13 protein-coding genes are annotated in these 13,327 nt (G+C 63.0%); all 13 read right to left on the bottom strand.

The window, feature by feature from the left end; translation table 11 throughout:
* Window positions 1-21 precede the first annotated feature (21 nt).
* Window positions 22-786, bottom strand: a complete 765-nt coding sequence (locus QMK47_RS11655; protein WP_253473437.1) for an IclR family transcriptional regulator — start codon at window positions 784-786, stop codon at window positions 22-24.
* Window positions 787-951: 165 nt separating this feature from the next.
* Window positions 952-1,341 (bottom strand): RidA family protein, encoded by a 390-nt coding sequence (locus QMK47_RS11650; RefSeq protein ID WP_024616640.1) that lies wholly within the window; start codon window positions 1,339-1,341, stop codon window positions 952-954.
* Between the two features lie 26 nt (window positions 1,342-1,367).
* On the bottom strand, window positions 1,368-2,174 hold the full coding sequence (locus QMK47_RS11645) for an amino acid ABC transporter ATP-binding protein (protein ID WP_253473435.1): 807 nt from the start codon (window positions 2,172-2,174) through the stop codon (window positions 1,368-1,370).
* On the bottom strand, window positions 2,171-2,833 hold the full coding sequence (locus QMK47_RS11640; RefSeq protein ID WP_014338686.1) for an amino acid ABC transporter permease: 663 nt from the start codon (window positions 2,831-2,833) through the stop codon (window positions 2,171-2,173). The genes QMK47_RS11645 and QMK47_RS11640 overlap by 4 nt, the downstream gene beginning before the upstream one ends.
* Before the next feature lie 8 nt (window positions 2,834-2,841).
* Window positions 2,842-3,504, bottom strand: a complete 663-nt coding sequence (locus QMK47_RS11635; protein ID WP_014338685.1) for an amino acid ABC transporter permease — start codon at window positions 3,502-3,504, stop codon at window positions 2,842-2,844.
* A gap of 54 nt (window positions 3,505-3,558) precedes the next feature.
* Window positions 3,559-4,407, bottom strand: coding sequence for a transporter substrate-binding domain-containing protein (locus QMK47_RS11630; RefSeq protein WP_214509096.1), 849 nt, complete (start codon window positions 4,405-4,407; stop codon window positions 3,559-3,561).
* Window positions 4,408-4,796: 389 nt separating this feature from the next.
* On the bottom strand, window positions 4,797-5,138 hold the full coding sequence (locus QMK47_RS11625) for a hypothetical protein (RefSeq protein ID WP_253473429.1): 342 nt from the start codon (window positions 5,136-5,138) through the stop codon (window positions 4,797-4,799).
* A gap of 114 nt (window positions 5,139-5,252) precedes the next feature.
* Complete coding sequence (locus QMK47_RS11620) at window positions 5,253-5,534, bottom strand: type II toxin-antitoxin system RelE family toxin (RefSeq protein WP_186650661.1); 282 nt, start codon at window positions 5,532-5,534, stop codon at window positions 5,253-5,255.
* Window positions 5,524-5,772 carry a type II toxin-antitoxin system Phd/YefM family antitoxin gene (locus QMK47_RS11615; RefSeq protein WP_024616638.1) on the bottom strand — a complete coding sequence of 83 codons (249 nt, stop codon included), beginning with the start codon at window positions 5,770-5,772 and terminating at the stop codon, window positions 5,524-5,526. The genes QMK47_RS11620 and QMK47_RS11615 overlap by 11 nt, the downstream gene beginning before the upstream one ends.
* 66 nt (window positions 5,773-5,838) lie before the next feature.
* Window positions 5,839-7,485 (bottom strand): phospholipase D-like domain-containing protein, encoded by a 1,647-nt coding sequence (locus QMK47_RS11610; RefSeq protein WP_258690827.1) that lies wholly within the window; start codon window positions 7,483-7,485, stop codon window positions 5,839-5,841.
* Window positions 7,486-7,686: 201 nt separating this feature from the next.
* Window positions 7,687-8,244: a vWA domain-containing protein gene (locus tag QMK47_RS11605; RefSeq protein ID WP_320390219.1), complete on the bottom strand. Its 558-nt coding sequence runs from the start codon at window positions 8,242-8,244 to the stop codon at window positions 7,687-7,689.
* A 101-nt stretch (window positions 8,245-8,345) separates the two neighbouring features.
* A complete protein-coding gene (locus tag QMK47_RS11600) occupies window positions 8,346-9,350 on the bottom strand; it encodes an ATP-binding protein (RefSeq protein WP_320390519.1) in 1,005 nt (334 codons plus the stop codon).
* A gap of 203 nt (window positions 9,351-9,553) precedes the next feature.
* A complete protein-coding gene (gene cobN, locus QMK47_RS11595; protein WP_253473419.1) occupies window positions 9,554-13,327 on the bottom strand; it encodes a cobaltochelatase subunit CobN in 3,774 nt (1,257 codons plus the stop codon).

The raw sequence follows: 13,327 nt of genomic DNA, 5'->3' as shown, positions 1-13,327 counted from the left end.
GGCCGCTAGTGCCGTTGCTGTCTATTCATTGATACGACGGGCCAGGTGGTTGGCGCTTTCGATCAGCACCCGGCGGTAGTCGGCGTAATTGTTCTTGGCGTCGGCCCGTGGGGCGACGATGCACAGGGTGGCGATGGCCACGCCATTCGGGTCTTTGACCGGTGCGGCGAAGCAGTGGGTGAAGGTGTCGGCGACACTGTCGAAGGAGAAAAACCCATCGAGGCCGGCCTGGCGGATTTCCTTGAGGAATTGCTCCAGGGGCAGGCGCTCGCCGTCCGGCAAAATGAAGTCGTCAGGGTCGATCAGGTCGACGATCTGCTGGTCACTCAGATGCGCCAGCAGCAGGCGCCCGGACGCCGTCCACGGGATCGGCGCGTTTTCCCCGATGTCCGAGGAAATGCGAAAATGCCGCTCGCCTTCCTTCATCAGCGCGACGGTGTATTTGCGCCCGTTGAGCAGGCACATCTGCGCCGTTTCCCGGGTCTGGCGCACGATCTCCTGCAAGGCATGGTCAGCCTCGCGGCTCAGGTCGAAATGCCGCAGGTGCGCCTGCCCGAGAAAGTACAACTGGCGGCCCAGGTAGACATGGCCGTCCTTGCCCACCGGCTCGAGGATGCGCCGCTCCAGCAGCGACGCCACCAGTTCATAGACCGTGGACTTGGGGCTGCCGATGCCGCTGGCAATATCGTTCGGGCGCAGCGGCTGGCCGATTTCCTTGAGGAAGTCGAGGATATCGAACGCCCGATCCAATCCCCGGGCCCGGCGTTTGATGGTGTCTTCGGTCATGTCTTTGGTTCCTGAAGTTTCACTCATAGTCGCATGTATCTTTATTGTGGCGAGGGAGCTTGCTCCCGCTCGGCTGCGCAGCAGTCGCAAAAAGATGGGCCTGCTGCACAGGCCAGCGGGAGCAAGCTCCCTCGCCACAGAAGCGAATTCGCCAGAATATCTTGTTCAGCCTTTTTTCTTGTAGGCGACGCAGTCGATCTCGACCTTGCAATCGACCATCATGCTCGCCTGCACGCAGGCCCTGGCCGGGGCGTGTTCCGGGCTGAAGTACTCGCCGAAGACCTTGTTGAAACTCCAGAAATCCCGCGGGTCTTCCAGCCACACGCCGCAGCGCACCACATCTTCCAGGCCATATCCGGCCTCTTCGAGAATGGCGACCAGGTTCTTCATGGTCTGGTGGGTCTGCTCGACGATCCCGCCGACAATGATCTCGCCGTTCACCGCCGGCACCTGGCCGGACACGTGCAGCCAGCCATCGGCTTCCACGGCGCGGGCGAATGGCCGAGGCTGACCGCCACCTGCGGTGCTGCCGGTGCCGTAGCGCGTAATGCTCATGGGTTATCTCCTTATTGAATGGAAAATTAAAAACGCGTGTTCTTGAGAAATTCCGCCAGGCGTGGCGACTGTGGCCGTTCGAACAATTCCTTCGGCGGCCCCTGTTCTTCGATGCGGCCCTGGTTCATGAACACAATCTTGTCGGAGACCTCGAAGGCGAAGCGCATTTCGTGGGTCACCAGCAGCATGGTCATGCCGTCTTCGGCCAGGCCCTTGATCACGTTCAGCACTTCGCCGACCAGTTCCGGGTCCAGGGCCGAAGTCACTTCGTCGAACAACATCAGGCTGGGGTTCATGGCAATCGCCCGGGCAATCGCCACGCGCTGCTGTTGGCCGCCGGACAATTGGCCAGGAAAGTGATCGCGCCGCTCCAACAAGCCCACCCGCTCCAGCCATTTCTCGGCCAGGGCCACCGCCTCGTCCTTGGGCAGTTTTTTCACTTTGAGCAGGCCCAGGGTGACGTTCTGCAACGCGGTCAAATGCGGGAACAGGTTGAATTGCTGGAAGGCCATGCCGGTCATGGCCCGGTGCCGGGCGATGACTTTCTCGGCGTGGCGCACACGCTTGCCGTCGATGTCGTCGTAACCGATGGACTCGCCGTCAAGCATGATCTGCCCGCCCTGGAATTCTTCCAGCATGTTGACGCAGCGCAGCAGCGTGGTCTTGCCCGAACCGCTGGAGCCGATCAACGTGACCACGTTGCCGCGCTGCATGCTCAGGTCCACACCCTTGAGCACTTCCAACGGGCCGTATTGTTTGCGCAGGCCGCGAATGTCCAGCAGCGGCTGGGTGTTGGAGAGCTCCGTATTGGAGAGATTCGAAACGTCAGTCATGGCAAGGCCACCCGCTTTTCAATGTGTCGCCCGAGCAATTCGATGGCGTAATTGATGATGAAAAAGAGAAACCCGGCGAACAGGTAAAACTCCAGGGTCATGAAGGTCCGGGCGATGATCTGCTGGGTGCTGAGCAGCAGTTCGGCGACGCCGATCACCGACAGCAGGGTCGAGGCCTTGACGATCTCGGTGGAGGAATTGACCCAGGTCGGCAAGATCTGCCGCAAGGCCTGGGGCAACAGCACATAACCCAGCGCTTGAAAAAAGGTCAGGCCGATGGCCTGGCTCGCTTCCATCTGCCCGCGGGGCAATGCCTGCAAGGCCCCGCGCACGATCTCGGCGACGTGGGAGCCACAAAACAGCGTCAGCCCCAGGACCCCGGCCTGGAACGCGCCGATCTGCCAGCCCAGGGCCGGGGCCATGTAGAAGCAGGCCAGCACCAGCACGAACACCGGCGTGCCGCGAATCAGGTCGACGTAGAAGCGAAACGGCGCGCGCATCCAGGTCCGGCCATAGGTCAGCACCAGGCCGGCGACCAGGCCGATCAAGGTACCCAACACAATCGCCAGCAGCGAACACTGCACACTGGTCAGGAAGCCGGCCCACAGGGTGTCGCGGGCGACCCATAACTCATGCAACCAACTGGGTGATTCGTACATGGGAACTCCTAACGGCGGATCGCCAGGCGCTGCTCGAAATACCGCAGCAGCATGGCAATGAGGTAACAGGCCGCGACATACAGGGCCGTGGTCACCAGCCAGGTTTCGATCACCCGGTAGCTCTCCACGTTGATCTTGCGGGCGTAATAGGTCAGCTCCGGCACGGCAATCGCCGCCGCCAGGGAAGTGTCCTTGAACAGCGAAATGAAGTTGTTCGACAAGGCCGGCAACACGTTGCGCAGCATCACCGGCACGGTGACGTAGGCCTTCACCTGCCACTCGCCCAGGCCGATGGCCAGCCCGGCTTCACGCTGTCCCTTGTGAATGCTCAACAGTCCGCCGCGAAACACTTCGGTCAGGTAGGCCCCGGCGTACAGCGAGAGGGTGATGACGAACGACGGCAGCTTGTCCAGGCGGATGCCCAGGCTCGGCAAGGCGAAGTAGATCAGCAGGATCAACACCAGGATCGGCGTATTGCGGATCACCGTGACATACACCGACGCCAGCACTCGCAAGACCCGGTGTTTGCTCAGCAGCGCGAACGCCATCGCCAGGCCGATCACGCAACCGATGGCGATCGACACCAGCGCCAGGGAAAGCCCCAGGCCCAGCCCCGCCAGCAGGGTGTCGAAATCGCGCCAGACGGCGGCAAAGTTCAACTGATAATTCATGGTCGGCAGTACCTTCGACGGAGCGCCCGCAAGTGACGCCCCGGGCTCACAGGGTCATTTGAATTCAACGGGGAAACCGATCGCCGGCGACGGCAGCTCGACACCGAACCACTGCTTGAAGGACGCCGCATAGGTGGGGAATTCCACGCCGGTCATCGCTTCATGCAAGGTGGTGTTGACGAAGTTCAGCCAGTCCTGGTCGCCGCGCTTGACCGCACAGGCGTAGGTTTGCGGGCTCCAGGCGTAGGTCGGGCTGCGGTAGCGGCCAGGGTTCTGCACCATCAGGTATTTGACCGAGGACTGGTCGGTGGCGGCGGCATCGGCGCGGCCGGAGTTCACCGCCTGGTACATCAGGTCGACGCTGTCGTACTGGTCGACCTTGGCCTTGGGCAGCGCCTGGTGCACCAGCTCCTCGGCGTAGACGTTCTGCAGCACCGCCACGGTGACGCCGTCGCCGGCGGCCTTGAGGTCTTCGATTTCCTTGTACTTGCTGTTGGCCGGCAGCAGCAGGCCCACGCCTTCGCGGTAGTACGGCAGGGTGAACGCCACTTGCTGGGCGCGGCTGGCGGTGACGGTGATGAACTGGCAGCTCATGTCGACCTTGTCGGTCAACAGGTTGGGAATGCGCGCATCGGAAGACTGCACCACGAACTCGACTTTCTCCGGGTCGTTGAACAGACCCTTGGCGACCATCCGCGCAATATCGATATCAAAGCCCTGCAACTTGCCATCCGCTCCCTGGAAGTGCCACGGGGCATTGGTACTGCCCGTGCCCACGATCAATTTCCCCCGCTGCAGCACGCTGTCGAGCTTGCTGTCGGCCGCCTGAGCGACCCCCATGGCAGCCGTCGTGGCCGCGAAGAGAAAAACACACGCTTTGAACAAGGAAGGTCGGCGTTGCATGGCAAGCACTCCAGAGTGAGTTTATTCCGCTATACCGGAACACGGTATGTAACAACGGAATAGACAGCAGAAAGTGTGCCACAGGCTTGCAGCTCGTAGGTGAGGAAAATGGAAAGTTAAGGAAATCAGGGATATGGGAAAAACAGACGCCAGGACAGTGGCATCTGCGTGCGAACACTATTGCTACCGTTGGCCACGACGCACGGGTAACAAGGCCCCAAGCCGGGTACTCGGCGCACCGAAACGGAGCCACTGTGGAATGTGTAAATGGATACCCTGTGGGAGCGAGCTTGCTCGCGATGGCGGTACATCAGTCAATATCGATGGCGACTGACCTGACGCTATCGCGAGCAAGCTCGCTCCCACAAGGGTTCGGCGGCGTCCCTGGGCTATTTGCGCTTGTAGCTCTTGCTGCCGCCAGGTGTGAGGCAATAGACCCCACCCCGAGGCCCGACGCAGTAATTGCCACTGCCGCACTGGCAACCGTCAGCGGACTTGAGCAACGACTGCGGCCGGGCCTCGTTCCGGAGGCCCAACACAGCGGAACAGGACCGCTTCGAAGCACTGATGGAGCCGTCGTTGCACAAGAAGGTATCGCCGTCACACCCGGCAATCCCGCCCTTGCGCCCGGAACACGGTTGGTTGGCGGCGAGGGCTGAAGTACACAGCGCCAACAACAGGGTCGCGACGCAGATGCGAAGTAAAGCAGACGTTCCGTGACAGAGATTCATGACAGCTTCCAGGCTGATAGATGGCCCTATGCTAGCACCGGATAATCTACGGCACCTAACGCCCGCAAAACCTCACCCTGGATAACATCCCGCTGACGGGGAAACATGGCTATTTTACCGCTTGGCAGCCTCGTCATACACTTGGCCGCGCTCGCGTTTACCTACTGCGATCACCGTAACAACCAGCAAGTCATCTACTACCCGATAAACCAATCGATAGCCGGCGTTACGCAACTTGATTTTATAGGCATTGCCCAACCCGTGCAGTCGGTCTGCCTGGACATGCGGATTTACCAGTCGCTCCTCAAGCTTTTTCTTGAATTGCTCCTTGAGTGTTGCTCCCAGCTTTTGCCATTCCTTCCATGCTTTATCGGAAAACTCCAACTCATAGGTCATCAAGAGAAACCTTGATCGTTGGATCATTTTCACGCTCGCGGCAGAGAGCGACCAACTCCATGTCCTCAAGCCGATCCATCATGGCTTCATATTCCCGAGCGGGGACGCAATAAAAAGCCGGCTCGTTGCGGTTGAGGATCGCTACCGATAATCCTCCCCCGGCAGCGACAGTGCCCATCGGATTTTTCTTAAGCTCGGAAATGCTGGCTACAACCTGAGAAAGCACGATATGTGTCATGAGATGAGTCCTTAAGCACTCTTAATGGCGCTAAAAGTAGCACTCTAAAACATCTCTTACCACTGCTCAGCGCCCGCAAAACCTCACCCTGGATAACATCCGCAAATCCCCCTCGCGGTAATAGTCATCGCTCCAGCTGTCATCCACCGCCAGTGGCTTGACCTGTTTGAGGGCGAGTTTTTTTGCGAAGTAGCGAAAGCGGTAATGTTCATAGAAACGCAGCAACTCCAGCCCGTAGCGGTCGGCCAGGTCGGTGTTGCCCTGGATGATCAGGTAATTCTCGTCGTTGCCGCTGCTGGCCGCGGCGCTCAGGTTGTGGCTGCCGCTGATGATGGTCGGCGTATCGCTGGTGAAGTCGGTGACGATGGCTTTGGTGTGCACCAGCAGATTGCCCTTCTGGCCTTTCATGTTTTCCTTGAGCCAACCTTCCAGGCCAGTGTTGAGCAGCGCGGTGGCGGCGAATTCGGCGGTGCGGTCGGCGTGGAAGCCGGTGATGCGGCTCTTGGTGTTTTGCAGGCCGTAGCGCAACACGTCGTCATTGGGCTGGCCGAGCACGGCGTCGAGAATGCGCTCGGGCAAGACGAATGCGGTGACGAACAACAGGTCCTTTCGCGCGCCCTTGATGATGTCGACGAAGCGATCCAGATCGCCCTCCCCGGTGCGCGGCGAGAACCCGGCGAACAACGCTTCTTGTGGAGCCATGGCATTGTTGTCGGTCAGCCACTGGCGAGTGGCATCGACGTCCTGGGGCTCGGCCCAGATTTGCTCGAACACCTGGAAGTAGCTGCCGCTCACCCGAGGGTCGTCCAGTACATGAACGACGTTGGCCTGGCGGTAGACACCGTTGGCGGTGAAGTTGGTGCTGCCACACAGCACCGCCTCCGGTTGCAAGGAACCGTTGCCGTCCACCTTGCTCAGCACAATGAACTTGTCGTGGAAAATGTTATGGGTGACTCGTCCGCGCTTGTTGGCTGCTGGCATTTTCTCCAGGCTGGCTTCGTTGCGCGCCGTGGTGTCGTCGCCTGGCTCGGCGTGATACAGCACGCGCACCTGGGCGCCGCGAGCATGAGCGGCGGTCACCGCGTCGACGATCACCGGCAGTTCGTATTCATAGATGGCGACATCCAGCGCCCAGTTGGCATCCAGCGCCCGATCGATAAAACCGGTCAGGCGTCCCAGCAGGCCATTCTCCAGCCAGCGACGCGGGGCGTCGGGCCAGTCATCGATGGACAGGTGCTTGTTGGCGCCGATCAGCGCGTCCACTTCAGGAAACTTGCGCTGGAACGCCTGGCTGGCGGCCACGGCACGGTTGAAAATCACCCGCTGGTTGGCCGGCTGCCCGTCGTCGCTGGTGACGGTGACGGCCAGGGATTCGCCCAACTGCGGTGCATCGGGGCTGCCGTAGGCCAGGTGCACGCGGTAGTGGATCGTCACGCCAGGGTTGACCGCGTAGTCGGCCCAGCGAAATTTCTGCAAGGGGGCCTTGTCGCTGGGGGTGGCGTGGAACTGGGGAAAGGTGTGGGCCTTGTCGGGGAAGGTCAGGCTGTTGAACAGGAACAGCCAGGGCTTCTCACCCTGCTGCTTCTCGATGGCAAAGCCCAGCAGCCCTTTGCGCCGGGATTCCGCCAGGTCCATGGCGAGCAGCACGCCGTTGGTGCCGGCATAGGCCTTGACCCGAAAATCGTCCTGGGCGTTGGTGACGAGTACGCGCATGGTTCACTCCTGTGAGGGGGCTGCCTGAGCATAGTGCAGTGATGCGGGTCAGGTGGTCAGATCAGGGGTCGAGGTGATGCTGATCGCGAGCAAGCTCGCTCCCACAGGGGGGCCGTGGTGTTCATCAGTTATGTGTGCACAACGAAAGCAAATGTGGGAGCGAGCTTGCTCGCGATGAGGCCTTCACAGCCAAAGAGCATTTCAAGTGGTTTCATCGATATGCCGATACTCCGCCTGCAACTGTCCCGCCAACTGCCGGGCCCGGCCCAGGCGGATCGGGCCTCTCTCGATGTCGATCAACAGGCATGGACAATCGAGGAGCGGCAGTGAAAGCCCCTCCTTGACTCGTCCGTCGGTCATCACCAAGACCCGTTGCTGCTCCGCCGGGTAGCGCTTGCGTCGCGCCACCAGCCAGCGCCCGGCCTCGTTCAGCGCCGCCAGCAACGGCGTTCCGCCACCGGCACCCAGCCCATCGAGCCAGTCGCGCAGGCCGGCCGAGGCCTTGAGACCTTGCACCTGCCAATGAGGGAGCGTGCCGCTGGCCGTCAACAGCGCCAGGCGGGCGCGTTGTCGGTAGGCGTCGTCGAACAGTTGCGCCAGCAGGCCCTTGCCGTCACTCAAGGCGCGATGACGACGGGTCGAGGCCGACGCATCGACGATGACCAGCCACAACTCATGGGGCGAACGCTGGCGACTGTGAAAGCGCAAGTCTTCGTACAGACGTGGCCGGCCATTGAGCAAGGTCCCCGGCCAGTTCACCGCACCGCAGGCCGCCGCTTTGCTGCGGCCCTGGCGGCCCTGGTCGAGCCGTCCTGCACGGGGTCTGGCATTCGCCCCCGCTGGCGAACGAGGGCGAATGCCTAGGGCTTTTTTGGCCAGCTCGGCACGTCACGCCGGGCACCGGTCGGCAATGCCCGGGCCGGCAGATCGCCCCACTGGCCCTGGCCTTCGTTGGGTTCAGTGGTTTTTTCCGCGCCGGTCGGCGCCTGGGACGGTGCCGGTGCCGGTGCCGAATGCCCACGCCGCCGGTGCCGCAAGGCAAACTCGGCGACCGCATCGATGTCTTCATCGGCAATTGCAGCAGCCCCGCGCCAGGCGGCATGGGCCCGGGCCGCCCGCAGCCAGACCAGGTCGGCGCGCAAGCCATCGACCCCGGCGGCAAAACAGCGCTCGGTGATCTGCGCCAGCGCCGCGTCATCCAGGGCGATCCCGGCCAAGCGGTCGCGCGCCTGTTGGCAACGGTCACGCAACTGCTGCTGGGCCGTCTCCCACGCCACGCAGAACGCCAGCGGATCGCTGTCGAAATCCAGCCGCCGCCGGATGATCTGACCGCGTTCAGTCGGTGCAGTGTGACCGTCGAGGGCGACGTTCAAGCCAAACCGGTCGAGCAACTGCGGGCGCAGCTCCCCCTCCTCCGGGTTCATGGTGCCGATCAGCACAAAGCGCGCCGGATGCCGATGGGAAATGCCGTCGCGCTCGATGAGGTTAGTGCCGCTGGCGGCCACATCGAGCAGCAAGTCCACCAGGTGATCGGGCAGCAGGTTCACTTCGTCGACGTACAGCACGCCACCGTCAGCCTTGGCCAACACGCCGGGAGAAAACTGCGCGCGCCCTTCCCCCAGCGCTGCGTCCAGGTCCAGGGTGCCCACCAGCCGCTCTTCGGTAGCACCGAGGGGCAAGGTGACGAACTGACCGCTGGCCAGCAGGTCCGCCAACCCCCGGGCCAACGTGGACTTGGCCATGCCCCGCGGCCCTTCGATCAGCACACCGCCGATTTTCGGATCGATCGCGGCCAGGCACAGGGCCAGTTTCAGAGCATCGGCACCGACCACGGCGCAGAGCGGGAAATGCGGGGTTTCGGTCATGTTGAATGTCTCATGCATGTTCGATAGTCCCATGTGGCGAGGGAGCTTGCTCCCGCTGGGCTGTGTAGGAGCTGTCGAGTGCAACGAGGCTGCGATCTTTCCCCAGACACTTGAGTCTCAAGCGAAAGATCAAAAGATCGCAGCCTTCGGCAGCTCCTACAGCGCAGCCGAGCGGGAGCAAGCTCCCTCGCCACAAAGGCATGTCAGCCATCTTCTTCGATGTCCAACAACAAATTTTCCAACGCCTCGCGATACTCGCCTGGATCCTGCCACATCCCCCGCTGCTGCGCTTCGAGCATGCGCTCGGTCATGTCCCGCAGGGCGTCGGGGTTGTGCTGGCGGACGAAATCCCGGGTATCCGGGTCGAGCAGGTAGGCATCGGCCAGCAAGGCGTACTGGTGATCGTCGATCAACCGGGTGGTGGCGTCGAAGGCAAACAGGTTGTCCACCGTCGCCGCCAGTTCGAACGCGCCTTTATAGCCGTGACGCTTCACGCCGTCGATCCACTTCGGATTCGCTGCGCGGGAACGGATGACGCGGTTGAGCTCTTCTTTCAGGGTGCGGATCCTGGGCAAGTCTGGCTGGCTGTGATCGCCATGGTAACTGGCCGCCGCATCACCACTGAGGGTCTCGACCGCCGCCAGCATGCCGCCCTGGAACTGGTAGTAATCGTTGGAATCGAGCAGGTCGTGCTCGCGGTTGTCCTGGTTCTGCAACACCGCCTGAACCTGGCTCAAGCGCCGGGAGAATTGCTCCCGGGCGGCCGTGCCTTCATCGCTGGCGCCGTAGGCGTAACCGCCCCAGTTCAGGTACACCTCGGCCAGATCCTCGCGGCTCTGCCACAAGCGCCCGTCAATCGCGCCCTGCACGCCCGCGCCATAGGCACCGGGCTTGGCGCCGAAGATCCGCCAGCCGGCCTGGCGCGCCGCGGCGTCCGGCTCAAGACCCGATGCCAGCAAGGCTTCGCGCTCACTGCGCACCTTGGCCGCCAAGGGATTCAGGTCGTCCGGCTCATCGAGGGCGGCGACGGCCTGCACGGCAGCATCGAACAAGCGAATCAGGTTGGCAAAGGCGTCACGGAAGAAGCCGGACACGCGCAGCGTGACATCGACCCGAGGCCGGTCCAGCAGGCTCAACGGCAGGATCTCGAAGTCATCGACCCGTTGGCTGCCGGTGGCCCACACCGGACGTACGCCCATCAACGCCATGGCCTGGGCGATGTCATCGCCACCGGTGCGCATGGTGGCCGTGCCCCACACCGACAGGCCGAGCTGGCGCAGGTGGTCGCCGTGATCCTGCAAATGCCGCTCAAGGATCAGGTTCGCCGATTGGAAACCGATGCGCCACGCCGTGGTGGTGGGCAGGTTGCGCACGTCCACCGAGAAGAAGTTGCGCCCGGTGGGCAACACATCGAGGCGCCCGCGGCTCGGTGCGCCGCTGGGGCCGGCCGGCACGAAGCGCCCGCTCAAGGCATCGAGCAGGCCGCGCATTTCCGCCGGGCCGCAAGCGTCCAGGCGCGGGGCCACGACGGATCGCAGGTTTTCAATGATGCTGCCCACCAGCTCCCAGCCTGGCGCGTCGAGCTGCTCCACCGCACCGTCCAGCGCCTGCTCGATCAACTGCACAGCGAACAGCTCCAGGCGCTCGCGGGTATCGCCGGCGGTGCGCCAAGGCTCGGTGCTGACCCGTCGCAACGCCTCGGGACACTCACCAGTCCAGGGCTCGGCCAAGGCACAATCCAGCGGGTCGAAACCCAGCCCGAACGCCTTGGCCAGCGCCCGCAACAGGCTCGACTGCGCGCCCTTGCCGTCGCCCCGGGGAATGCGCAGCAACGCCAGCAAGGTGTCGATGCGCAGCCGTCCGCTGGGCGACTCACCAAAAATATGCAGGCCGTCACGGATCTGCGACTCCTTCAAGTCGCACAGGTAAGTGTCCAGGCGTGGCAGCCAGATCGCCGCGTCGGCGTCGCTGTCGAGCCCGGCATCGAGTTGCAGTTCGCGGTCGATGTGCGTTTCGCGCACCAGGTTGAGGATGTCCCGTTGCAGCTCCCGGGCACGGCGCGGATCGAGCAATTGCGCCTCGTAGTACTCGTCCGCCAGCAGCTCGAGGTTACGCAGCGGCCCATAGGTTTCGGCCCGGGTCAGCGGCGGCATCAAGTGGTCGATGATCACCGCCTGGGTGCGACGCTTGGCTTGGGCGCCCTCACCCGGGTCGTTGACGATGAACGGATAGATATTCGGCAGCGGCCCCAACAGCACGTCCGGCCAGCAGTTTTCCGACAGCCCGACGCCCTTGCCCGGCAGCCATTCGAGGTTGCCGTGCTTGCCGACGTGGATCACCCCATGGACGCCGTAGGTGTGGCGCAACCAGAAATAAAACGCCAGGTAACCGTGGGGCGGCACCAGGTCCGGGTCGTGGTACACCGCGCTCGGATCGACCTGGTAACCCCGCGCCGGCTGGATGCCGACAAAGGTCAGGCCCAGGCGCAGGCCGGCGACCATCAGGCGCCCGTCGCGGAACATCGGGTCTTGCTCGGGCGAGCCCCAGCGCGCCAGCACCGCTTGGCGATTGGCTTCGGGCAGTGCGTCGAACAAGGCCTGGTACTCGGCAAGGGCCAGGCTCTGGTGGCAGGGACGCAAGTCGAGGCTGTCCAGGTCGTTACTGACCCCGCCGAGCAATTGCTGGATCAACGCAGTGCCGCTCGCCGGCAGTTCAGCCGGCAATGGATAACCTTCGACCTGCAGGGCCCGCAAGATATTCAGCGCCGCTGCAGGGGTGTCCAGGCCGACGCCATTGCCGATGCGACCGTCGCGGGTCGGGTAGTTAGCGAGGATTAGCGCCACACGCTTCTGGGCATTGGGTAAACGCGCCAGGGTGGTCCAGCGTCGGGCCAGCTCGGCGACAAAATCCATGCGCTCGGGCGCGGCCCGGTAGCAGACCACGTCGCTCTGGCTGCGCTCGCTGCGCCAGGCCAGGTCCTTGAAACTGATCGGGCGGCTGATGATCCGTCCGTCCAGTTCCGGCAAGGCAATGTGCATCGCCAGGTCTCGCGGTCCCAGGCCCTGCTCGCTGGCACGCCAGCCGGGTTCGTTGTCCTGGGCGCAGATCGCCTGGATCACCGGGATGTTGCGGCGAAACGGTCGCAAGTGCGGAGCTTCGGGGCTGGATTGAGCGAAGCCGGTGGTATTGAGGATCACGCCCGCCTGCACCTCGTCCAGCCAGTCCTCTACAAGTGCGAGACAACCAGGCTCCTTGAGGCTTGCCACGGCAATCGGCAGCGGATTGAGCCCCGCCGCTTGCAGGCGCTGGCAGAACACGTCGATGAACGCGGTGTTCGCCGCTTGCAGGTGGGAGCGATAAAACAGCACCGCCGCCACCGGTTGCCCGGCGCTCCAGTCGGCTTGCCAATCGTCGAGGTTGGCGCTGGTTTTCGCCGGGTGATAGATGGCCGTGCGTGGCAAGGCCTGCGGCTCGGCCCACGGATAATCGCGGCCGAACCATTGGCTGCCGAGGTTGTAAAACAGGTCCAGGGCATTGCCCAGCCCGCCCTGGCGCAAGAACTGCCAGAGCCGGTCGCGGTCTTCGCAGGGCACGTTGCTCAGGTCACTGAGTTCCGGGTCCGGACGATCATCCCCCGGCACCAGGATCAGCTTCACCCCGCGCCCGGCCAGTTCCATCAGGCGCTCGATGCCGTAGCGCCAATAGCCGATGCCGCCGTGCAGCGACAACAGGATGACCTTGGCGTGTTGCAGCACGTCTTCGACATACAGATCCACCGAGGCGTGGTTCTGCACCTGCATCGGGTTGGCGAGGCGAAACTGCGGATAATCGCCCGGCAACTGCTTCGCCGCTTCGGCCAACAGCGCCAGGCTGGAGTCGCCGCTGCACAGGATCACCAGTTCGGCGGGGGTTTGCCCCAGGTCGGCGATGTTGTCATCCGACACGAAACCGCCGGGCTGGGTCCTGAGCAGGTGCAT

The organism is Pseudomonas sp. P9_35 (genome assembly GCF_034008205.1).
Taxonomy (GTDB): domain Bacteria; phylum Pseudomonadota; class Gammaproteobacteria; order Pseudomonadales; family Pseudomonadaceae; genus Aquipseudomonas; species Aquipseudomonas kilonensis.
This window is presented reverse-complemented; position numbering and strand designations above follow the sequence as displayed.